The sequence below is a fragment of the Paenibacillus abyssi genome, from assembly GCF_014640295.1.
GTDB classification, from domain to species: domain Bacteria; phylum Bacillota; class Bacilli; order Paenibacillales; family Paenibacillaceae; genus Paenibacillus_D; species Paenibacillus_D abyssi.
The window spans coordinates 405,896-429,120 of record NZ_BMGR01000002.1; the positions used below are offsets into that span (position 1 = coordinate 405,896).

General features: G+C 48.7%; 16 protein-coding genes. 4 read left to right on the plus strand and 12 right to left on the minus strand.

The annotated features are described in order from the left end of the window. Positions 1-19: 19 nt before the first annotated feature. On the plus strand, positions 20-1,408 hold the full coding sequence (gene thrC / locus IEW11_RS04395) for a threonine synthase (protein WP_188529395.1): 1,389 nt from the start codon (positions 20-22) through the stop codon (positions 1,406-1,408). Between the two features lie 157 nt (positions 1,409-1,565). Then, positions 1,566-2,618 (plus strand): LLM class flavin-dependent oxidoreductase, encoded by a 1,053-nt coding sequence (locus tag IEW11_RS04400; RefSeq protein ID WP_188529397.1) that lies wholly within the window; start codon positions 1,566-1,568, stop codon positions 2,616-2,618. Positions 2,619-2,707: 89 nt separating this feature from the next. Here the strand turns inward: IEW11_RS04400 and cysI are convergent, their stop codons facing one another. The 6 genes from cysI to IEW11_RS04430 form a co-directional block, all read right to left on the minus strand. Then, positions 2,708-4,429 (minus strand): assimilatory sulfite reductase (NADPH) hemoprotein subunit, encoded by a 1,722-nt coding sequence (cysI, locus tag IEW11_RS04405; RefSeq protein ID WP_188529399.1) that lies wholly within the window; start codon positions 4,427-4,429, stop codon positions 2,708-2,710. Positions 4,430-4,465: 36 nt separating this feature from the next. Next, positions 4,466-6,313 carry an assimilatory sulfite reductase (NADPH) flavoprotein subunit gene (locus IEW11_RS04410; protein ID WP_188529401.1) on the minus strand — a complete coding sequence of 616 codons (1,848 nt, stop codon included), beginning with the start codon at positions 6,311-6,313 and terminating at the stop codon, positions 4,466-4,468. 314 nt (positions 6,314-6,627) lie between these two features. Beyond that, on the minus strand, positions 6,628-7,251 hold the full coding sequence (locus IEW11_RS04415) for a helix-turn-helix domain-containing protein (RefSeq protein ID WP_188529403.1): 624 nt from the start codon (positions 7,249-7,251) through the stop codon (positions 6,628-6,630). Between the two features lie 283 nt (positions 7,252-7,534). Further along, a complete protein-coding gene (locus IEW11_RS04420) occupies positions 7,535-9,838 on the minus strand; it encodes a stalk domain-containing protein (RefSeq protein ID WP_188529405.1) in 2,304 nt (767 codons plus the stop codon). A 241-nt stretch (positions 9,839-10,079) separates the two neighbouring features. Then, positions 10,080-11,528: a DEAD/DEAH box helicase gene (locus IEW11_RS04425; RefSeq protein WP_188529407.1), complete on the minus strand. Its 1,449-nt coding sequence runs from the start codon at positions 11,526-11,528 to the stop codon at positions 10,080-10,082. A 205-nt stretch (positions 11,529-11,733) separates the two neighbouring features. Further along, complete coding sequence (locus tag IEW11_RS04430; protein ID WP_188529409.1) at positions 11,734-14,169, minus strand: bifunctional diguanylate cyclase/phosphodiesterase; 2,436 nt, start codon at positions 14,167-14,169, stop codon at positions 11,734-11,736. A gap of 186 nt (positions 14,170-14,355) precedes the next feature. On the opposite strand from IEW11_RS04430, the gene IEW11_RS04435 reads away from it, so the two are divergent. Next, a complete protein-coding gene (locus IEW11_RS04435; protein WP_188529411.1) occupies positions 14,356-14,517 on the plus strand; it encodes a hypothetical protein in 162 nt (53 codons plus the stop codon). Positions 14,518-14,527: 10 nt separating this feature from the next. On the opposite strand, the gene IEW11_RS04440 is transcribed toward IEW11_RS04435, so the two are convergent. From IEW11_RS04440 to IEW11_RS04455, 4 genes are all read right to left on the minus strand, one after another. Beyond that, positions 14,528-15,346, minus strand: a complete 819-nt coding sequence (locus IEW11_RS04440) for a carbohydrate ABC transporter permease (RefSeq protein ID WP_188529521.1) — start codon at positions 15,344-15,346, stop codon at positions 14,528-14,530. Positions 15,347-15,393: 47 nt separating this feature from the next. Next, the gene (locus tag IEW11_RS04445; protein ID WP_373289300.1) at positions 15,394-16,305 is read right to left on the minus strand and encodes a carbohydrate ABC transporter permease; all 912 of its coding nucleotides are present in this window, start codon (positions 16,303-16,305) and stop codon (positions 15,394-15,396) included. Between the two features lie 86 nt (positions 16,306-16,391). Next, positions 16,392-17,723 carry an ABC transporter substrate-binding protein gene (locus tag IEW11_RS04450; RefSeq protein WP_188529413.1) on the minus strand — a complete coding sequence of 444 codons (1,332 nt, stop codon included), beginning with the start codon at positions 17,721-17,723 and terminating at the stop codon, positions 16,392-16,394. Between the two features lie 57 nt (positions 17,724-17,780). Beyond that, the gene (locus IEW11_RS04455; RefSeq protein ID WP_188529414.1) at positions 17,781-19,259 is read right to left on the minus strand and encodes an alpha-L-arabinofuranosidase family protein; all 1,479 of its coding nucleotides are present in this window, start codon (positions 19,257-19,259) and stop codon (positions 17,781-17,783) included. Between the two features lie 300 nt (positions 19,260-19,559). Here IEW11_RS04455 and IEW11_RS04460 point away from each other — a divergent pair, with 300 nt between their 5' ends. Next, positions 19,560-20,552 carry a LacI family DNA-binding transcriptional regulator gene (locus IEW11_RS04460; RefSeq protein ID WP_188529416.1) on the plus strand — a complete coding sequence of 331 codons (993 nt, stop codon included), beginning with the start codon at positions 19,560-19,562 and terminating at the stop codon, positions 20,550-20,552. Positions 20,553-21,061: 509 nt separating this feature from the next. Here IEW11_RS04460 and araA read toward each other — a convergent pair. Further along, a complete protein-coding gene (gene araA, locus IEW11_RS04465) occupies positions 21,062-22,486 on the minus strand; it encodes an L-arabinose isomerase (RefSeq protein WP_229724950.1) in 1,425 nt (474 codons plus the stop codon). Between the two features lie 42 nt (positions 22,487-22,528). Continuing rightward, entirely contained in the window at positions 22,529-23,224 is a 696-nt protein-coding gene (locus tag IEW11_RS04470) for an L-ribulose-5-phosphate 4-epimerase (protein ID WP_188529420.1), read from the minus strand. Between the last annotated feature and the right edge of the window lies 1 nt (position 23,225).

The following is a 23,225-nucleotide window of genomic DNA, read 5'->3' on the forward strand; positions in this document are numbered from 1 at the left end:
TTGCACAAGGAGAGTATGTATGAAATATATCAGCACGCGGGGACAAATATCCCCCATCGGGTTCATCGATTCGGTTCTAATGGGACTGGCCGACGATGGCGGCTTACTGGTCCCAGATCATATACCGCAATTGTCAGACGCCACCCTCAAGCAATGGCAGCACCTCTCATATCCTGATCTCGCCCTTGAGATTTTCTCCTTATTTGTGGACAACGAGATTCCGCGGGCGGATCTGAAGAAACTGGTTGACGACAGCTATGCGACATTCCGCCACGAGGATGTAACACCGGTGCGGAAGCTCGACGACGGCCTATATGTGCTGGAGTTGTTCCATGGTCCAACCTTCGCCTTCAAGGACGTCGCGCTGCAATTTTTGGGCAATCTCTATTCCTACATTTCCGGTAAAACGGATTCCATCATTCACATCCTCGGAGCAACCTCCGGCGACACGGGCGCTTCGGCCATCGAGGGCGTACGCGGCAAAGAGGGCATCCGCATCTGCATCCTGCATCCGCACCAGAAGGTGAGCAAGGTACAGGAACTTCAGATGACGACAGTTGATGATTCTAACGTGCTGAACCTCGCTGTGAATGGCACGTTCGACGATTGCCAGCGGATCATTAAGGAACTGTTCGCCGACGTCAGCTTCAAGCACCAGTACCATCTGCGTGCTATCAATTCCATCAATATCGCCCGGATTCTCGCACAGACCGTATACTATTTCTACGCCTACTTCCAATTGGCGAACAAAGGGCAGGCCGATAAGGTCAACTTCAGTGTGCCAACAGGGAACTTCGGCGACATATTTGCCGGCTTCCTCGCGCAAAAGATGGGACTTCCCATTAACAAGCTCATCCTGGCAACCAACGAGAACAACATCCTGGCACGCTTCGTGAACGAAGGCGTGTACCAACCGGGGGCATTCCGCGGTACACACAGTCCGTCCATGGATATTCAAGTAGCAAGCAACTTTGAGCGTTATTTGTTCTACCTGTATGGGGAAGACCCGGCAACCGTCACCTCCCTCATGGCGCAATTCAAAGCAGAGGGCCGCATTGTTATTCCCGAAGATGTTTTGAAACGCGTGCAAACCGACTTCGCGGCCTATAGTGTGGACAACGAGGACTGTTTGAACACGATCAGCAAGTATCACGAAAAGCATGATTATCTGCTGGATCCCCATACCGCCTGCGGTGTGGCAGCATCCGACAGGCTAACGGCGAACGGGGAAGTAACGGTCGCGCTGTCAACCGCTCATCCGGCCAAGTTCGACGAAGCGATCCGACTGCGCAATATCAGCCAGACTTATCCGGAACAAATCCAATCGCTGTTCGACAAACCGCAATTTCAAATGGTTGTCGACGGATCCAACGAAGAGATAAAGAAAAAGTTAGTGACGTTTTTTTAACAAAATCTAAACAAGCAAGGCAATAAGCCATCCTTACCGGGATGGCTTATTTGCGCTTGTAAGAGAATCCCCGCCAGGCTATCCCGATAATAACTAACAAAATTTGAGAAACCATAAAAAAATGAGTAAACTATAGGTATAAAGGAGGCGAATTAAGATGGAAATAGGAATCAGTACATTTTTGGAGACAACACCGGACCCGAAGACAGGAGAGGTCATCAGTCATGCCGAGCGGCTGCGCAATGCCGTCGAGGAGATCGTACTGGCTGATCAGGTCGGTCTGGATGTCTACGGAATCGGGGAGCATCACCGGCCCGATTATGCAGGTGCCTCACCCGTCGTTGCATTAGCGGCTGCGGCTGCCATGACCAAGCGGATCAGGCTCACAAGTGCGGTTACCGTGCTGTCCTCGGACGACCCGGTTCGCGTATATCAATCGTTCTCCACCCTTGACGGCATCTCTAACGGCCGGGCCGAGATTATGGCCGGACGGGGCTCGTTCGTCGAATCCTTCCCGCTGTTCGGGTACAGCCTGGATGATTATGACGAATTGTTCGAAGAAAAGCTGGAACTGCTGCTGGCGATCCGTTCCTCGGAGAAGGTGACTTGGCGCGGCGGGCATCGTCCAGCCATCGATAACCTTGGCGTCTATCCGCGGTCCGTTCAGAATCCGCTTCCGGTATGGATCGCAAGCGGCGGGAATCCACAATCTGCCGTTCGGGCAGGGCTACTTGGTTTACCGATCGCATTCGCCATCATCGGCGGAATGCCGGAGCGATTTGCTCCTTTAGTCGAACTCTATAAGAAGGCTGCTGTGCAGGCCGGGCATGATCCTGCCAAACTCCAGATTGCGACTCATTCGCACGGATTCGTCTCCGAAACAACGGAGCAGGCTGCCGATTCCTTCTTCCTTCCAACACAGGCCCAGATGAACGTCATCGGGCGTGAGCGGGGCTGGGGGCAGCATTACACCCGCGCCACATTTGATGAAGCGCGCAGCCTTCGGGGCGCCCTCTATGTCGGCGATCCCGAATATGTCGCGGAAAAAATCATTTTGCTGCGCAAAAATTTGGGGGTTACCCGTTTCTTCCTGCATGTGAATGTCGGCACGATGCCGCACCGTGAAGTCCTGCGCGCCATCGAGCTGCTCGGGACCAAGGTCGCGCCAATCGTGCGCAAGGAGCTTGCCCGGATCGAGGGAAAAGAATAAGCAAAGCAATAATCCCTAATAAAAAGGAGATGTCTCTCCAGTACAACGTACTTTCGAGACAACTCCTTTTTTATCGTATCCTTATTGCATTACTCATGAAAATCAAGTCCGGAACGAACTTCTTTCACGTACCCGGCGCGAATGACGAAGTCACCGAAATGCTCGCTTTCCTCGCGTTCCTTCGCATACCGGTTCAGCATCGGCCGCAGTTCATGAAGAATTTCCTCTTCACCGATATTTTCACGGTACATTTTATTCAAGCGATTACCCGAGAAGCCGCCGCCCAAATACATGTTGTATTTGCCGGGAGCCTTCCCGATAAAGGAAATTTCCGCAAGCGCCGGCCTGGCGCAGCCGTTCGGACATCCGGTCATGCGAATCACAATTTCCTCCTCGCGCAGCCCTGCCTCATCCAGGATCAATTCAAGCTTATCCAGCAGCGAAGGCATATAACGCTCCGATTCGGCCATTGCCAGGCCGCAGGTCGGCAATGCGACGCAGGCCATGGAGTTTCTGCGCAGCGCGGAATATTGGGTGCCGTCGGTCAGACCGTATGCCTGAATGATCGCTTCGATTTTTTTCTTCTTTTGAATGGACACATTGCCTATAATCAGATTCTGATTCGGCGTCAGGCGGAAATCCCCCGTATGCACCTTGGCAATTTCCCGCAAACCGGTCATCAGGAGGTAGCCTTCTTCGTCCTTTACCCGGCCGTTCTGGATGAAGAGCGTGAAATACCATTTGCCGTTGCTTCCTTTTACCCAGCCGTAACGGTCACCGTTATGGTCGAAATGATAAGGCCGCGCCTCCTCCAGCTTCCAGCCCAGACGCTGGTGCAGCTCGTCGACAAACCACTCCAGGCCGCGGTCGTCAATTGTATATTTGAACCGGGCATGTTTGCGTACCGCACGGTCCCCGTAATCTCTTTGAATCATGACCGTTTTCTCGGCTACATCAATGAGCTGTTCCGGTGTGATAAAACCGATCACTCTCGCCAGCTGCGGATACGTCTTCGGATCGCCATGCGTCATGCCCATGCCGCCGCCGACCGCTACGTTGAAGCCAATCAGCTTCCCATGCTCATGAATCGCGATAAAACCGAGATCCTGAGAAAAGACGTCCACATCGTTAGACGGCGGTACCGCGATACCGATCTTGAACTTGCGCGGCAAATAGACCGGGCCGTATATCGGCTCTTGCTCCTCTGTTTCGCGACTGTCGATCACCTTCTCTTCATCCAGCCAGATTTCATAATACGCTCTGGATCGCGGATCAAGGTGCTTGCTCACCTTCTGGGCCCACTCATGGACTTCGCCGTGGATTTCCGATTGATACGGATTCGGATTGCACATCACGTTGCGGTTCACATCGCCGCATGCGGCAAGCGTGCTTAACAGCGCTTCATTAACTTCCTTGATGGTACTCTTCATGTTCCACTTGAGCACGCCGTGAAGCTGGAACGACTGTCTGGTGGTCAGGCGAATCGTGCCGTTGGCGTATTTCTGTGCGACGCGGTCCATCATCAGCCATTGCTCCGGCGTCACAACCCCGCCGGCAGCCCGCACGCGCAGCATGAACTGATAAGCCGGCTCCAGCTTCTGTTTGTTCCGCTCGTTGCGCAGATCGCGGTCATCCTGCATATAGCTGCCGTGGTGTTTCATCAATCGGTTATCATCTTCGGGAATCGAGCCCGTTATTCTGTCCTGAAGTGTTTCTGCAAGAGATCCCCGCAGGTAATTGCTTCGCCGCTTAATATCCTCTACATCGCTGTGAGGCGCACTATTTGGCGAAAGTAAGTTGTTTCCGTTCATTTCCCTGTCTCCTTTCGCTATCTTTGAGCTTGTACTTTAATACACATCTCGCTGATAACGTTTTTCCTGCTGCAATCGCGCCAAATACTCCGCAGCTCCCTCCGGGCTAAGTCCGCCCTCCCGCTCGAGAATCGTTGCGAAAGCCGCGTGAACGTCATGAGCCATGTGTTTCTCGTCTCCGCATACATAGATGCTGGCTCCATCCTGAAGCCATTGGTATAATTCCTTGCTGTTTTCAAGGATCCGATGCTGTACATAGACCTTCTCATCCGTATCGCGTGAGAACGCGACATCCATGCGCGTCAGTACGCCATCTTTCAGCCAGCGCTGCCACTCCACTTGATAAAGGAAATCGGTGGAGAAATGGCGGTCACCGAAGAACAGCCATGTCTTGCCCGGCGCCCCGGTCTCTTCCCGTTCTCCCAGGAATGCCCGGAACGGGGCAACGCCTGTACCCGGCCCGACCATGATGATCGGCGCATCCGGATTTTCAGGGAGCTTGAAGCTCGGGTTCTGCTGCACAAATACAGGCAGCGCTTCACCCGGCTCCGCCTGCTCGGAGATATAGGTCGAGCATACGCCGTACCGATTCCGCCCATTAGCCTCGTACTCAACTTTGCGGATCGTCAGATGCACCTCATCCGGGTATGCCTGCGGACTGCTGGATATCGAATAAAGCCGAGGCGGGAGCTTCCGGAGAATCGATACAAAATCTTTGGCCGGCACTCCTTTCAGGTTATAATCCTGCACCAGATCCAGCAGATCGCGATCCCTGATATACGATCTGAGCTCCTGCTCTCTTCCTGCCACCAGCAGTTCCTGCAGCCCGCTCCCTGAGAACAGCTTCGCGGCTTGCTCCATTAGCGGCTTCGTTAATACCGTTATCTCATAATGGCTGGTCAACGCTTCAAGCAATGAGCGCTGCTCGCCATTTTTATTGATCGTGACAAGCTCTTCCGGCTTCCATCCCATCGCTTCGATCAGCTCGCCGACAAGTCTGGGGTGATTCTTCGGATAGATACCCAGGCTGTCGCCCGGCTCATACTGAAGATTCGATCCCTCAAGCGAGAGCTCGAGATGGCGGGTTTCCCGGTCTGATCCGCGCCCGTTCAGATTCAAATTTTCAAGCACGACAGCCTGAAACGGGTTGGATCTGGAATATTCGGTTTGCTCCCCGATCTGAACCGCCGCACCGCCGGCGCTTGCCAAGGATGATACCGCAGTTCCTTCACTCAGTGATGCCAGCACGTTGTTCATCCATTCCGCCGCAGCATCTTCGAAGTCCACGTCGCAATCCACGCGCGGGGTAAGACGCTTGCCTCCAAGCTCCTCAAGACGCTGGTCAAAGTCCTTCCCGGTCTTGCAGAAAAACTCATAGGAAGTATCCCCCAGAGCCAATACGGAAAACTGCAAGCCCTCCAATTGAGGCGCTCTCTTGCTGTGCAGGAACTCGTAGAAAGGAAGTGCGTTGTCCGGCGGATCGCCCTCCCCATGCGTGCTTACCAGAATGAGCAGGTTTTGCACCTTCTTGAGCGTATTCGGCTTAAAATCGTTCATGGAGGAAACGGTTGCCTGGAAGCCCTGTTCCTGAAGCTTGTCAGTCAGCTTCTTGGCCAATTTATGACTGTTCCCGGTCTGGGACCCGAACAGCACCGTTACCTCTTTCGAAACAGCGGGTACACTCGCTGTCAAAGCCGCCGATGCCGTTAAGTCTGCTGAAGCGGCCGGCACCGGGGCTGCAGATGCAGGAGCCCCCACTTGCTGAAAAGCCGCCAGATAACCGGTCAGCCAAACCTTCTGCACGTCCGTAAGCGAAGGCAGCAAACGATTAAGCAGATCTGCCTGCTCCTGATTAAATGGACTGTTCGTTACTTGTAATACCAATAATATACACCTCGCATAACATTAAAATTATTCTTAGTATTCGTATACGATTAAATTATTTTTCATCTTACATTCAAACTATCACAGCAAGAGAAACCAAGCAACAAAAATGATTTTATAGGTATTATTGGTTTTGCTGATAAATGAATTTCATAACAAATCGCACCCAATAAATGGATGCGATTGAGTTTTTATGTCAATCCTCTGCAATACAGTTACGCATGGCTCTTTGCGTACCAAACTTGCAGCGCTTGTTGGCATATCTGAAAAGTAAAGATGTGCCTGCTAACCTGCAGCTCCATTTCTTACATACGTCATGTCCTGGCTTTTCTCATGACGAATGTAATGATCCCGCAAAGAAACAGATACGTAATTGCAGTAAACAATAGATCTATCAATAATAGACGCGGATAAGGATAGAATTCTAGTGCAAATTGAAACGAATAAAATACAGGGAAGGGGAGTATTAACCATAGGTTAATCGAGTAGAAATGTCTTCTGTATATTTTACTTTTACTCTCATTATTCTTCGTCCTCATTGCTTCAAAGAAAATGATTGCAGTGATTTGAACAATAAGTCCGACACTAACGGTAAATACGGTTTGCCAAGTAAAATAAGCGGCAATGGATATCAGCAATCCGATTAGACTCACTCCTGTAGCTGCAATAACCGGAATAGCAATATCCATTCGTTTATTTGTTGTCTCGTTTGCGATAACCGCATCATCCTTACAGTCTATCATATCGTCAAAAAGTAAATAATCAGTGGGTACATCAAATGCGAGACTGAGTTGAATCACTTTATCTGTATCAGGTATGGACTCGCCTACTTCCCATTTCGAAATTGCTTGCCTTGAAACACCAAGTTGTTCAGCTAATTTTTCTTGGGACATATAATTCTTCTTTCGAAGTTTTTGTATTTTTTGTCCGATTGCCATATGAGACCCTCCTTCATTTCGGTATCTCTATTTTAAAGATAGACCTGGTTGCGAACAACCAAATGCACCTTGAACATCCGCAACCAGCGTTAGCAAGCCTTATTCTTAAAGGCTTCCAGAGCATTGGACTGCATCTTCAAAAAATTGCCGTTACTTGTGATACGGTTCGGCGTATCATAAATGAGGCGAATTCAGAGAACAGCCGTTAGCGAGAGGAAATAAGGATAAAGGAGGCCATCCTTAGCGGAAAGCCTCCTTATCCTTCTGATTCGATGTTGCTCTTTTATGCGTTATCAATCGAAATAAGGGATCCTTCTTTTGCTCGCTCATAGTTAACCTTATAACCCAATCTCTCGGAGATGTTCCGCAGCGGTACATAAGATCTTCCGTTTGTTAGTTGAACGTTGGAGAAGACTACTTTGGCACCATCTTTTTCGAAGGTGACGCTTTTAGTTGACTGTTCCCATTTCATTGTATAACCTAGCGCTGCTCCAATCACTTTCAGCGGTACATAAGTCGTACCTTTCTCAATATAAGGGATACCCAGTTCATTCGAAGAGGATAATGTCTTTCCGTTTACTTTAATAATAATCGGATCTTCAAATTTCAGTCCATTCGCATACATAATCTGGCCATATGCACCAACAAATATATATTTCCCGTGTGCTTTAATACCGTCCAGCATCATTCCACTGCCGCCGATGTCAAAGTCTGAATACTGTTTTGGAATTGGAATCTCTTTCCACTTCACGCCGTCTTTCGAAATATAATAAGCATTATAATTTACATAATCCCCTTTTACTTCCGCAATAGAATCATTGAAGGCGAAGAGATATCCGTCAAACGACGTAACAAATTCAAACCGGTCATTATGATCCAGACCGGCTGCAGATTTCGACCACTGCTTGCCATCCTTCGATACCCACATTTTCGTAGCATCATACGGATAGGTCGCAATGTATCGTTCTCCGTTCCAAGCCAGATCCACTACAATGACATCCAGATTCGTAAGCGCCGTCCACACCGTTCCGTTCGTAGATTGCATGATTTTCGTATATTGATTGCCGTTGTTATAAATCTGGAATGCGGCCAACACCCGTTTCCCATCCCAGACCATAGAGGTGAGCCAATAGTCGGATTTGCTTACGCTGTTCACTTTCGTCCAGGAAAGTCCGTCCCTGGACGTATAAACACCATACACTTGATCAGAAGCAATGAAAAACTTCCCTGTCCACAGTATATTACTCAAATCGCCGTATTGATCTTTAAATGAAACGCGTACAGGCTTCCAACTGACCCCATCGGAAGATACATAAACGCCACCGTTTCCGACCGCAACAAATTTGTTCGCGCCCCATGCGACATCAAACAAACTCACTCTTCCAAAGCTTTCTTTATATGAAAAAGGAGTAGCGCTCTTCCACTGCGTTCCATTATCGGTGTAAATAACGCTTCCTTGAAGGCCTACAGCTACCGTTCTTTTCCCATTGGTGGCTATCGCTTTGAAATCTCTAGATGTGCCTGCTAACCTGTAACTCCATTTCATCCCGTCGCTCGTATAGATGGAGTAAGTGCCGTCAGGATAATTCTCCATCTTCTTAGAACCAAGCCCGGCAAACCCGCCATCGACTGGATACATCGTATAGACCGAAACTTGGAGATTGGACAAGTCGTGCTGCTTCCAATTCACCCCATCGGTAGATGTATAAGATACTTGCCGGCCTGAAGCGTTATTTGGGACATATCCGACCGCGATGTACGTTTTCCCGTTTGTAAACAGCGATTGCAGTCTGACGTTACTTGGCGACTTACTTTGTTTATTCCAGGTCAGCCCGTCCTTCGACGTATAAAACCCGTTGCCGACCCCCAGGTAATGATTCTTGGCCCATACCATATCGTTAATATTGGCTTTGGTGTCAAGAGGCTTGCTTGTCCATTTCAAACCGTCCTTGGAGGTATAAACCTTCTTTTCTTCATAACCATAAATAAAGTATGTACCGTTAACATATTTAATCGGATGCGAGCCATATTGAACTTCAAGCGTGAGGGTTTTGGTCCAATTTTCCCCGTCGCTTGAAGTGTACACATGCTCTCGTCCTACAGCTACAAATTTGTTCTTTCCCCAGACGAGATAATGAATCGCTTCACCTGGCTCAAAATCAATCTTCTTCCACTTCAGCCCATCGGTTGAAATAAATGCTTCTGAAGACGCATAATTCGCTTCTCTTTCATATTCCGTGTTTGCGCCAAACATCACATATTTCTTTCCATCCCAAGCGATCGTTGTGAGTTGATAGTTTCCAAACTTCGACAATGCCTTCCAATTCCGTCCGTTCGTTGATTTCATCACGGTTCCGTAAGGACCAACGGCAATATATTCTTTATCCCCTATCGCTAAAGAGTAAGGCGGATCCGAACTGTATGATGAGTCCACCGTCCATCCTTCGCCTATCGAGTAGGGCGACTCCTGCAACGTAATGCTGTCAATGCTTTCATTAGATGCAGCAGACACTTCAGAATTCGCTGTAAAAAAAGGCCATATCAATGTGATACAAATGATCATTACAACCGCTTTTTTCCAATGCATAGCTTCCTCCTAGTTACTCCTATGATGGTGTATGGGGTCAGTCCAATAAAAAAAGAACCTTGCGTGAGGTTCATAAAATATCGAACTGTGACCCACCTCTATTATATGCCTTTGGAACCATACACGTAATAGGACTGAAAGACTATATATTTTGGATACTTTTTCCACTTTAATTTCCCGCATCGTAACGCAAAAAAACCCGGTAAGTCGCCGACCGGGATCATCCTAGGTTTGTTGCATCCTATTTCTTGTTCGCCTCTTGAACCTTCAGAAGCTTTCCTTTGATCGTTGTATCCTTCATCTTATGGAGTACCAGACGGCCTTTGCCATTGAGAATATCCACATAGGAAGCATTATCCTCTATGGTGATAATCCCTATGTCATTCGCCGACACACCTTCAATTTTGGCAATGGTGCCGACAAAGTCTACAGCTCTGATCTTCTTTTTCTTTCCACCGTTAAAATACAGCTTCAGGATTTCTTGATCCATTCGGGAGCTTCTGTCCTTTTTGACGGCTGGCTGATTCCTCATCTTCGCTTCAAAGGCAGCTTTAACATGTGCCACTGCTTCTTTTGAAGGACTTGTTTTCCTGGGGATCTCAAATCCGATATACTTCTCAATATTGAGAACGAATTTCTCTTCATTTGGCGTTGCGAAGGAGATCGCTTTCCCCGTATGGCCAGCCCTTCCCGTTCGGCCGGTCCGATGCACATAACTCTCATTCTCTAATGGAAGGTCATAGTTGATCACATGACTGATGCTGTCTATATCAATCCCTCTTGCGGCTACATCCGTCGCAATTAGATAGCGGAATTCCCCTCGTTTGAACGCATTCATAACTTGAAAGCGATTGTCCTGCTCCATTCCGCCATGGATTCTGTCACAAGGGTATCCCCGCTTGTCTAATTCTTTAAACACAACTTCTACCCTAACCTGCGTTCGGCAAAATATAATACAGCTGTCCGGATTCTCGACTATGGTAACATCCCGGAGCAATTGAAGCTTGTTCTCGTCCTTCACCATATAAAGCGAATGCTCAATTTGGCTTGTCGTTCTACCCTCTGTCTTCAACTCGATATCCAATGGATGATTCATATACCGATGGCATAAATTCTCTACATCCTTGGGCAGCGTCGCAGAGAACAGCATCGTCATTCGATCCTTGGGCAGATCGCGGATAATTTTCTCCACCTGCTCGATAAATCCCATGCTCAGCATCTCATCGGCTTCATCAATCACAAGAAACCTCACTTGCTCCAAGTCAATGGTTTGCTTCTCGATATGATCCATTATCCGTCCCGGCGTACCTACGACAACGTGATTTTTGTGCGTCAGCTGCACCTTTTGCCTGGCAAAAGGCTGCTTCCCATAAATAGCGGTTGCCTTGATTCGTTTATATCGGCCAATATTCATGATGTCCTGTTTGACCTGATCAGCAAGCTCGCGCGTTGGCGTTAGAATCAAAGCCTGCGGCCGATTCTCTTCCCATTCCACCATTTCACAGATCGGAATGCCGTAAGCCGCAGTTTTACCGCTTCCCGTATGGGATTTGACGGTCATATCCTTCTTCTCAAGCGCAAAGGGGATCACCCTGCTTTGAACTTCCGTGGGCTTTTGGTACCCCAAGCTATCCAAGGCACGGATAATATCCTCACTTAAATTGTAATCCTTAAATCCTTGTTCATTCATAAATAAACCCCTTTGTTTAAATAGCGGCGGCTTCCATTGTAAGGAAAGATAACATTTGAACCTTGTGAGATAAATGTATCCTAATATTATGGACATTCCCGCCCATTCCATGCAGGAAGGCGACTCTTCATGATACGATATTACGAACCGCTTAGCCAGCCCACTACGTTCTCCGAACAAGCTATAACGGCTAAATTCATGCAGTTCACAATTTAATTGATTCTATTCTCAGGGGTGCGAAGAAAGCTTCCTCCACCTCATCTGCAGACAGTGGTCGGCTATAATAATATCCTTGAATCTCCTTACAATCATTTTTCATTAAGATCTCGAGCTGTTCTTTCGTCTCAATTCCTTCCGCTATGACATCCAGATTTAAATGTTGCGCCATGGATATAATGGTAGCCACGATTGCCTTATCATTTTGATCCACTGTAATATCACGGATAAAGGAACGGTCGATTTTGAGCTTATGTATCGGTAAATTTTTTAAATAACTCAGTGAGCTATATCCTGTTCCGAAGTCATCCAGGCTGATTCGAATCCCGTGTTCAGTTAATTTGTGTAATATGCTGCTTGAAACCGCAGCATCCATCATCATGCTTTCTGTAATTTCCAATTCCAAATATTGGGGTTGGAGGTCAACTTCCTTAAGAATCCCCTTGATGTGTTCGGTTAAATGAGATTGGTGAAATTGCTGGGATGATAAATTTACTGAAACAGGGATAAGCGGACCTCCCGCGTTATGCCATTCTTTCATTTGTCGACAAGCTTCCCGTAATACCCAGGTCCCCAACTCATAAATCATCCCTGTTTCTTCTGCAATGGGGATGAATACTCCCGGAGATATAATGCCTCTAGTTGGGTGATTCCAACGAACTAGCGCCTCAACTCCGATCATTTGGCTATCCCCTGCTCGAATTTGAGGTTGATAGTCGAGGAAAATCTGGTTGCGTTGGATAGCCTGTCTTAGATCAGCTTCCAGCTCAATTTTCTCTTTCATTTGTGCATTTAATTGACCCGTGTAGAATTGATAGCCGTTCTTCCCGTTTTTCTTCACCTCATACATGGCAGCATCCGCATTTTTTAGCAATTGTACTGGGTCTTGTCCGTCAAGAGGATATACCGTGATCCCCAAGCTTGCCGTTACGTAAAAATCGTTCTCTTTTAGACGGTACGGAATCCCGATTGTTCCAATGATTCGTTCCGCTAATTGTTCAATTTCGTTGCTTTCATAACCTCCATCGCACAGCAAGGTAAACTCATCGCCGCCCATACGAGCTAATGTCACCTTATAATCACGTATGCAATGAAGTATTCGTTCACAGACCTCCTGCAGGAACATGTCTCCATATGTATGTCCTAATGAATCATTGATAATTTTGAAGCGGTCTATGTCCATAACCATCACAAAAAATCGTTTCGCTTTACTTTCAATCATTTGGGAAAGCAATTGATTAAACATCCGCCTATTTGGCAATCCCGTTAATTCATCATGAAAAGCAAGATATTGAATCTTTTCTTTTGATTGCTTTTCCTCCGTCACATCTTTGGCGATAATATAGCTGCCGACAACCTGTCCCTCTAGTTCTACCGGAACGTTAACGACATTTAAGTCGATACGGTATCCTTCTTGATGGACCATCGCGGTTTGATAGTTTTGCATTTCTCCGCCTAATGATTTTAAGAACATCTGCCTTGTGCGCTCCCGTTCTTCCGCCACGATAAAGGAAAATATGTTGTCTATTTTCCGATGGCGGAGCCACTCACCGGATAAACCTGTGAGCTTCGTTACAGCTGAATTGAACCCAATAATTCGGTGACGCATGTCTACAGAAATGATTGCATCGTGATTATTTTCAAATAAAGACTTATACCATTTTTCACTTTGCTGTATTTCGGAATCTTTTCGGGAAAAACGGTTGGAAATAAATATTCCAGTAAGAGATAATCCAAGAGTTAGGAGCGTTCCTCCCGCAATGATATAAGCTAAATATTTCTGATCCAGAATCATGCCTTTTGGTGTGGTTAATGAATGTCCTACCCCAAACTGGGCTGCATACATGCCCGTATAATGCATTCCTACGACTGCCGCCCCCATAATAAAGCCACTACCAAGTTTTTTCCACACTTTACTCGGCTCATTCCCCTTGCGGAAATAAAACGACAACCACAATGCCGCAATAGAGGCCACAACAGCTATGATAACAGATAATGCAAAATAACCAGGTTGATAGGAAATATTAATTTGCATGGCGCCCATACCGATATAATGCATCGCTGAAATGCCGCTCGCAAGCAGCATACCTCCCCCTAGCAATTGAGGCCATGTTAGTTGACTTCGGCCTACGACTAATAAAGCAAAGAATGAGGCTACAATGACAACCATTACGGAAAGTATGATCGTCACTAAGCTGTAAGGAACTGAAGTACTTAACGAAAATGCAAGCATTCCGATAAAATGCATCGACCAAACCCCTAAGCCCATCGCAACCGCACCAAATAAGAGCCATGACCAGCGATAAATTCCTTTGGATGTACTTATTCGTCCCACTAAATCAAGAACGGTATAAGATGCAACTATTGCAACAATATAAGAAAATAAAACTAATGTCATATCGTAAGATCCATGCGGGTGATCCACTGTTATCCCTCTTTTCAACTAACTAATTTGATAAACATTCTAGTATCAAAGTGAGTTAACTTTACGTTAATATCTCAATATCAGCTTATCCTGTAATCATTTCTCCGTAAATGATAAAGTTCCTGCCATTTCCGTATAATCTTCCGATACTGATGTTACCGACCGACGGGAAATTGAGGTGAGAGGATGATCTTGCTTGGTTTAAAGGAGTATTACGATCGCAAAGCGGCAATTGGAGAAATCGCCCCAGACGGCTGGATTGGAGGCGGGATTGATCTTCTGCTTGAGCTGGATCTGCCCTTCATCCACAAACACAAACAAACCCCGAACGAATCGTCCGGGGCTTAACCATAGTCCCTTACCCCTTCACTCCGCCAACGGTCAGACCTGAGATGAAGAAGCGCTGGAAAAACAGAAACAAGACAATCAATGGAAGTACGGTGAGCAGCGATCCGGCAATCAGGATATCGTAATTGTTGCCGTACGGGGTGACGAGGGAAGACAAGCCGATCGGCAGCGTCAGCTTCTCGTTCGTCCGCAGCACGATGATCGGCCAGAGGAAATTGTTCCAGCTGTGCAGCGCCTGCAGAATGGCCATCGCGCCGTATGCCGGCGCCATCAGCGGCATCATAATGCGAAAGAAAATGCCGAATTCGGTACAGCCGTCGATCCGGCTAGCGTCGAGAAAATCCTTCGGCAGCCCCATCGCGTACTGGCGGAAGAAAAAGATCGGCAGCGGCGCCACCGCAAACGGCAGAATGACGCCCCAAATCGTATCGATGAGCTTCAGGGAAATCATCAGCTTATACATCGGCAGCAGCAGAATTTCGATGGGTATCATCATGACGACGAGCACCATCAGGAAAATGAGGTTTCTGCCCGCGAATCGATACACGGCAAGGCCGTAGCCGACCAGGGATGAAAACAGCAGGCAGATGACCGTAAACACGGCGGTGATGACGATACTATTCTTGTACCAAAGCAGATAGCTGCTGGTCGCGCCGAATTCGTTCGGCAGAAACACGGACATGTAATTTCTGAGCGTCAGCAGCTCTGGCTGAATTTTCAGGTTCAACCCGTAACGGAGCAGCTCCTGCGACGGCTTAAACGAAGCGAGCAGCAAGGCGAATAAAGGGAACAGCGCGACAACAGTAAACACGATAAACAGAATGAGCATCAATACCGAAGGAAGACTCCGGCCGGCTTTTTTATCGTTCACGATTCTCAATCCTCCTTACGGAACTGCCCGGTAGCTCTTAGTTGTATGATGTTGATGACAAGCGTTATACAAAGCAGGGTAATACCTACAGCGGCTCCAAAGCCCATGTTGTTCTGCTGCAGCCCCTCGCGGTAAATATAACCCACTATAGTCAGACCGATATTTTGCGGGGAATTGCTTCCGCCCCATAGCATATAGCTTTCGGTAAACATGGCGTATCCGCCATAGATGCTGATCGTCAGCACGTAAATTGTAATCGGTTTCAACATTGGCAGTGTAATATAATAACATTTTTGCAGCGCCGTCGCGCCGTCGATGCCGGCCGATTCGTACAGTTCGTTCGGAATATTTTGCAACGCGGATAAAAAATAAAGAATGTTGACGCCGATCCAGCGCCAGCTTGCGAGCGCAACGAGCGCCATCATGCTCGACCACGGATTGACCAGCCATTTGATCGGGTCGACGCCGAAATAACCAAGGAAGGAGTTAAGCAAAGCGCCTTCAAGCTCGCCGAAAATCAGCCTGAAAATCGTACCTGCCACGACAACCGACGTGAGCGCCGGAATAAACATGGCGGAGCGGAAAAAGTTTTTGGCCACCATGCGGGACGAATTCAAAAATATGGCCAGCACCAACGGAACCGGAATGAGGATGAGCAAAGTCCATAAGGTAAACACGGTGCTGTTGCGAAGCGCTTTATAAAAATCGGGATTCATCAGATTGCTAAAGTTTTTAAGACCGATAAACTTGGTCACGCCCGGCGCGATTTCCTGAAACGCCATGATGATCGTGTTGACCATCGGATACAGGAAAAACAGAAAAAACGAGACGATAAACGGCAAAACGAACAAATAGGGAGCCGCTTTTTGCGAGTACAGCAGCTTCCTGAGCCTGCCGTCGCTTGTTTTACCTTGGATGGAAGGCGAAACGTTAGCGCTCAAAATAATCCCTCCTAAAATAGTCGGATATCAGTCTTCTGAGAGACTGATATCCGAACGGCCTGTTAGTTTCGAAACTGATCCGCAGCTTCCTTCAGTACTTTGGCCGGATCTTCTTTGCCTTCAAGCACCCGCGGGAGCACGTCGCTCTTGATTTTGTCGACGATGGCGGGAATATCCTCGGTAATGTGCACCGGATTGATTTCGTCCTTCACTTCGATCAGCGTATCGAAAATATTCGTGCCGAAATATTCGGTGAACTTGTTCGCTTCCTTCATCTCAGGCAGATCCCAAACATCGGTGCGGAGCGGATCGAAGCCGAGTATTTTCCACGTCTGGATGCTGCCTTCCTTGGACATTTTGGCGAACGCCAGAAACTGCTTCGCAAGCTCCGGAACCTTCACCTGATTCGTGACGACCGTTCCCGTACCGCCCATGCCGGCCGAGCGGAATCCGCCATCCGTCCAGGCGGGCATCGGTTTGATGATGATATTGCCTTTCAGGCTTGGCATGTAATCGGTCAGACGAACCATGTACCAGTAGGGCATCATAACCGAAGCCGCGCCGCCGTTGTCCATAAAGCCGAAATATTCCTCGGCGGCGTGGTCGCCGCCCGGCGCGATCACCGCGACTTTCTCGTCAAGCAGCTTCTGCGCGAATTTGAGCGTGTTGACATTAATCTCGTTATCCAAAATGACGTTCCCGTTCTCGTCCAGATAGTCCGAGCCTTGCTGGTTAATCGCCGGCCATAGGAACCAGTGGTCCGAAGTTTCCAGCGTTGTCATCGGTTTGCCGGTAGCGGCCACAACCTTTTTGCCGGCCTCGAGATAATCGTCCCAAGTAACGATCGAGTCGGGGTCTACCCCCGCCTGATCGAGAATTCCCTTGTTGTAGTACATGACGGTTGCGCCGACGTGGAAGTCGATGCCGTAATATTTGCCGTCTTTGCTGTAAATATCGAAACGGGATTTAACCACGTTGCCAAGCTCGGGCTCGACGACATCGTTTAATTCAACGAGCTGCGGCTGGCCTTTCAGGAAGTTGCCAAATTTGCTAATCTCGACATCCGCCAAATCCGGCGCTCCGGTGCCCGATTGCAGCGCGAGCAGCAGCTTGTTGTGCATGTCCTCGTAAGGAAGCGTTGTCAATTCAAGCGTCACTTGTTTGTCCGGGTTTTTCTCATTCCACTGCCGCTCCATCTCTTTGTAAAAATTGATATGCAGCTCGCTGAACGTCCAGAGCGAAAGCTTCGTCGCAGCACCGCTGTTTGCGGTACCGCCCTCGCCTTCGTTCGCCGCGGCGTTGCCGCCGCTGCCCGAATTGTTGCCGCTGCATCCAACCAGAATGGTGAACAGCATCATGACCGACAAAAGAAAAATTACCGACCCTTTACGCATACTATCGCCTCTTTTCACTGTATTGTTGAATATCTTCGTTTAGGAAGATCGCCAAACCTAAGCCAATACAAGAACGTTTACGGAGTGAGGCTCTACGTCAAACTGCAGCTGCTGCCCTTCAATCGCGAGCGGCCGCCTTACCGTACGAACCTGATTGATGCCCACATCGTTGTAAGCGTCTTTGGAGTCGCCGACTACGCTGTATAAGGTGGCCTGCGTATATGAACCGCCGACCGGTACGATTATTGTCTCGGGCTGTTCCGGATGGCGGTTAACGATAGCGGTGCGCAAGCTCGCATCCTCGGTCCGTTTCGTCGCGACGATGTCGAGCGTCGGCACCTGTACCGCGGCATCTCCTTCGCCGACCGTAAACGACCTGTTGTCCCCCAGCCACGAATCGATCACAACATCGCCAAGCTGCTGCGTGTACAGTGCGAACACATGGTATGTCGAGCGCAGTACGATACCTTCCGGATTGGTGAACACGGCTCCTCTGGTGTTGACGGTCGGAGCGAAATTGGCCATCCCGACAACGTCGCAATGTCTATGGCAAGCATTCAGCACGGAAGCGGAGAATACGGCGTCCGCCATCGTGTAGGTGGAGTTGTCGTCGTTTTTGTCACGCGGGGTGACGCAGTCCTCGGTTTTCGAATCGACATGAGGATGGTACCAGCCGCGAAGATTCCATTCGTCGAAGGCGATGCGGATTTTGCCCAAATAACCGAGCGACTCGAGAATGCTTTTCGTCCTGACAATCGGAGGCTCGATATGAACCGTTTTTGCCATGCAGTACTCGTAATTCGAAAGCTCGTTGTTGATACCCGGTTTATCCCAGTAATCATGGATGGAGATCCAGTCCAAATATTTGCCGGCTTTGCGGAGCAAGTCGATATTCCAGTCCAGATCCGGAATGCTCGCCGCGAGCAGCTCGATCGTCGGGTCAACCCGTTTCATCATTTTCGCGGATTCTCTGACGAAGCTTCCCCACTCGCCGATTTCCTTGGCGCCCATTTCCCAATGACCGTAGTTTTCATTGCCGATGCTCCAATATTTCACTTTAAACGGCTCTTTGTATCCGTTCTCAATTCTCAGTTTAGCCCATTTGCCTTCCGACTCCAGGTTGCAGTATTCGACCCAGTCGCTCATCTCTTCCGGCGTACCTGTGCCCGCATTCGTGCAGATATACGGCTCGGCGCCGATCTCCCGGCAGTACTCCATGAATTCATCGGTGCCGAACTCGTTGGATTCCTCGACACGCCATGCCTTATCGAAATAAGGAACCCGGTTTTTCCCGACGCCGTCCTTCCAGTTGTAAGCGGAAACAAAACAGCCGCCAGGCCAGCGCACAACGGGAACTTCGATATTTTTCAGCGCATCCAGCACATCCTTGCGGAAGCCGCGCGAATCCGACAAAGCGGAGCCCGGCTCATAGATGCCCCCGTAAATTTGACGGTGAAAGTGTTCAATAAACTGGCCGAAGATTTTTTTGTCCCTTTTGCCGATTTCTCGGTGTGCATTCAGTTCCATTTTTGCCATTGTCCCATGTCTCTCCTTTGGTATGTATTCCGTGTGCGCCCACGAAAATATGTCGAAATTTACGTTGGCGGACACGGTCGTGTACTGACGCTTTCGTGGGCGTACACGATAGTCCAAAAAATAAAATCAGAAGCCCCGGCAGGCAAATCCATGACATCGACTCCTGATATTGGCAAATATATCCCATAAAAATTGCGGTGTCAATAAGTTTTTTTTCGAGCAAATCTTGTTTTGAGAGCGCGGATCAATTACTATATTGTTAGTAACGTGTGCGCAAACGCTATTCTAAGGAGCTGCTTGATGACAGTCACAATTAAAGAACTCGCCCAATTGTGCAACGTTTCGGAAGGAACCGTGGACAGGGCGCTAAACGACCGTAAAGGAATAAGTCCAAAAACGAAAAAAAGAATTTTAAAGGCTGCCCAGGAGTTGAATTACTTGCCGAATCATCTTGCAAGAGGGCTCGCGAAGGGTCAGTCTTTTACGCTCGGGGTCGTCTTGTTCGACGTGACCAATCCGTATTTAGCGCAGCTGATGACGGCGATGGAAATTAAAGCGCGGGAGCTGGGCTACGTCGTATTTCCAATATTCACGCACAACCGGCCCGAAAACGAGCAAATCGCATTTCAACATTTTCAGACCCGGCGGGTGGACGGGATTATTCTGTTCAGCGTGCAGAAGGGTGAAGCGTTCGAGCAGCAGCTGAAAGAGATGAACATTCCGATTGTGACGATCGGCAACCGCATTTCCCCTTCTTTTCCCTATGTCGGGATCAACGAGCGGGAGTCGATGAGGGACGCGGTGCAGTATGTGGTCGATAAAGGCTACGAGCAGATCGTCTATGTGTGCCCGCCTCTGGCCCACCGGGGCAAGGTGAATCTGTACACGCTGGAGGAACGGCTTGCAGGCTGCCGGGAGGTGCTCGCCGAACGAGCTCTACCCGAGCCGATCGTCATTACCGACAGAAATTATCTCCTGGCGCTGCAGGATATGGATTGGAGCTCTTCCGTCCGTCATGCGGTTGTTTGCCCTGCGGACTATTACGCGCTGGAAGTGCTCAGTTTCTTCAAGAAACAGAAAATCAGAGTCCCGGAGCAGGTCGGCATCATGGGCTTCGACGATATCGACATGCTGAAGCATATCAACCCCAAGCTCTGCACGGTGAAATATCCGGCCAAAGAAATCGCCGTGACCGCGATCAATTATTTGATCGATCAAATCAACGAGAACGAGCGCAAGCATCTGTCCGCCATGCTCCTGCAGCATCAGGTCGTCGAAGGCGAGTCGCTGTAAACGAATGTTTTACAACACAAGAAGAGCACTATTTTTATTGACATGGAACAGAAAGAAATCAACAAATTGGAGACCGAAGCAGATCAATTTGCATTAAACACCCTAGTTGATAATTATTCCTACACAGAATTTGTCAAACATGAAAATTACAAAAACAAAGCAGAACTCAGAAAGTTTTGCGAAATACAGGGCATACACCCTGGAATCATGGTTGGCAGATTAATGAAAGATGGTTACATTTCATACAGTGATTTATCATATCGAGATTTTTCAAAATCTCACCTCTAACCAATATGAGGCCACTTATTTAAAACGATCCCTAAGTGGTCTCACCCCCTCTTCGCCGGGGCAACTTTCCGCTCCCGGCAAGGATGTAAGGCCAAAAACTTCGCCCTACTTATGACAAGGTTCACCGTACCATCATTAAAGCGAAACTATTCCGAAAACAAAAAGAAACCGTCTCTTGGTAAATGGAATAGCCATTTACGAAAGAAACGGTTGTCTTTATATTACTTGATGACGACGTATTCCAAGTTAACCAGCTTGGCGTAGGTCACGATTTGATCTGTCGTCAAGTTCAATGAAACAACGGTATGGTGGCCGCCGCCATTCTCGATCCAAGCCTTCACTCCGTCCTGGAAGTTCGGTTTCACAGTCCACAAGACGCGAGCGACGGGAAGGTTCGGAGCCGGCACCGTCGGCTCGAATGCGGAAACTTCATTGATCAGCAATTTATAATGAGAGCCGAAGTCCGCCATGGATACGACGACGCCTTCGCCGGCTTTGCCGTCGAATACGAGACGCGCCGGATCTTCGCGGTCGCCAATTCCAAGCGGCGAAACAATAATTTTCGGCTTGTTACTTGCCAAGGACGGATCGACCTCTAGCATATGGGATTGCAGGATAGCTTCTTGACCGGCCGCCATCTCGTACGTGTAATCCTCCATAAAGCCCGTGTTTTGATTGCGGCTCATTACCTTCAGCAAGCGGTCAAGCGCTGCAGTCTTCCAGTCACCTTCGCCGGCAAAGCCGTAACCTTGCGCCATCAGACGTTGGACGGCAAGACCCGGAAGCTGTTTCATGCCATGCAAATCTTCGAAGTTCGTCGTAAAAGCGTTATAACCTTTTTCATCCAAGAAACGTTTGAGGGCGATTTCATAGCTTGCTTGAATTCTGACGCTCGCTTCCCAAGCTTCCTTGCTGTTCGTGCCGTAATCGAATTCGTAAAGCTCTGCATATTGGGCCATCAGATCATCAATTTCCTGCTCCGTAACGGCATTCACGTATTGCACGAGGTCGCCGATGCCGTAGTAGTCCACGGTCCATCCGAATTGGATTTGAGCCTCGACCTTGTCGCCTTCCGTTACGCCAACATTGCGCATGTTGTCGCCAAAACGAGCGACTTTGATATTGAAGCTTTCGTTATAAGCAACTGCTACGTCCATCCAATCCGCAATCTGCTGCTGCACTTCCGGACGCTCCCAGTAGCCTACGACGATTTTATTTTGTTTTTTCAGACGGGCATTAATGAAGCCGTATTCGCGGTCGCCGTGAGCAGCCTGGTTCAGATTCATGAAGTCCATGTCGATCGTTGCCCAAGGAATGCTTTCATTGAACTGGGTTGCCAAGTGAAGCAGAGGCTTTTGCAGCAATTTTGTACCGCGAATCCACATTTTCGCAGGCGAGAACGTATGCATCCACGTAATGATACCCGCCACCTCGTCGCGATAGTTGACCTCTTTCATGATGCTTGTAATTTTATCCGCACTGACAGCCAGATCCTGCAAGACAATCGGATAAGGGAGCACACCGCTGTTATTTAAGGCATCAGTCATCGTCTGCGCGTGAGCTTTTACTTCAGCCAGCGCTTCTTCCCCGTACAGATGCTGCGAACCTACGACAAACCAAAACTGTTTAGCTGCTGTTACTGACAATTTGATCATCCTCTTTTCTGTAATTAATAATGGGTAAGGCTATTATTTCTGCCCGTAGTAGGCATCTTTCCCGTGCTTCCGAAGATAGTGTTTATCCAGAATGCCTTGAGGCAGTTCTTTGGCAAAATGGTTCAATTGCCGCGCGTACAAATTCATTTTGCAGACTTCCTCCAGTACGACGCTGTTGACGACCGCCGACTTCACGTCTTTCCCCCAAGTGAAAGGTGCATGCCCCTGGAGCAGTACGGCCGGGATCGCCATAACATCCAATCCGCGCTTCTCGAACGTTTCGATAATAACGTGGCCCGTCTCCGCTTCGTACCCGCGGTCAACCTCCTCTTGGTTCAAGAACCGCGCGCAAGGTACGGCGCCATAGAAGGTATCCGCATGTGTCGTTCCCATGACGGGTACATCGAGTCCCGCTTGCGCCCAGATGGTTGCCCAGGTCGAGTGGGTATGTACGATGCCGCCGATTTGCGGATATCGCTTATACAATACGGCGTGAGTCGCGGTATCGGAGGAAGGTCTCAGGTCCCCCTCGACCACCTTACCGTCGAGACCCAAAACTACCATGTCGCTCGGCTTCATTTTTTCATAGCTTACTCCGCTCGGTTTGATCACGAACAGGCCGCTTTCCCGGTCGATGGCGCTTGCGTTGCCCCAAGTGAATTTTACGAGGCCGTGCTTCGGCAAATCCAGATTCGCTTGATATACCTCTTCTTTCAATTGTTCTAACAAC

What these genes read in the sequence shown, in the direction of transcription:
- thrC (WP_188529395.1), top strand. Translation starts at nt 20, where the DNA reads ATGAAATATATCAGCACGCGGGGACAAATATCCCCCATCGGGTTCATC.
- IEW11_RS04400 (WP_188529397.1), top strand. Translation starts at nt 1,566, where the DNA reads ATGGAAATAGGAATCAGTACATTTTTGGAGACAACACCGGACCCGAAG.
- cysI (WP_188529399.1), bottom strand. Translation starts at nt 4,429, where the DNA reads ATGAACGGAAACAACTTACTTTCGCCAAATAGTGCGCCTCACAGCGAT.
- IEW11_RS04415 (WP_188529403.1), bottom strand. Translation starts at nt 7,251, where the DNA reads ATGGCAATCGGACAAAAAATACAAAAACTTCGAAAGAAGAATTATATG.
- IEW11_RS04420 (WP_188529405.1), bottom strand. Translation starts at nt 9,838, where the DNA reads ATGCATTGGAAAAAAGCGGTTGTAATGATCATTTGTATCACATTGATA.
- IEW11_RS04425 (WP_188529407.1), bottom strand. Translation starts at nt 11,528, where the DNA reads ATGAATGAACAAGGATTTAAGGATTACAATTTAAGTGAGGATATTATC.
- IEW11_RS04435 (WP_188529411.1), top strand. Translation starts at nt 14,356, where the DNA reads ATGATCTTGCTTGGTTTAAAGGAGTATTACGATCGCAAAGCGGCAATT.
- IEW11_RS04440 (WP_188529521.1), bottom strand. Translation starts at nt 15,346, where the DNA reads ATGCTCATTCTGTTTATCGTGTTTACTGTTGTCGCGCTGTTCCCTTTA.
- IEW11_RS04450 (WP_188529413.1), bottom strand. Translation starts at nt 17,723, where the DNA reads ATGCGTAAAGGGTCGGTAATTTTTCTTTTGTCGGTCATGATGCTGTTC.
- IEW11_RS04455 (WP_188529414.1), bottom strand. Translation starts at nt 19,259, where the DNA reads ATGGCAAAAATGGAACTGAATGCACACCGAGAAATCGGCAAAAGGGAC.
- IEW11_RS04460 (WP_188529416.1), top strand. Translation starts at nt 19,560, where the DNA reads ATGACAGTCACAATTAAAGAACTCGCCCAATTGTGCAACGTTTCGGAA.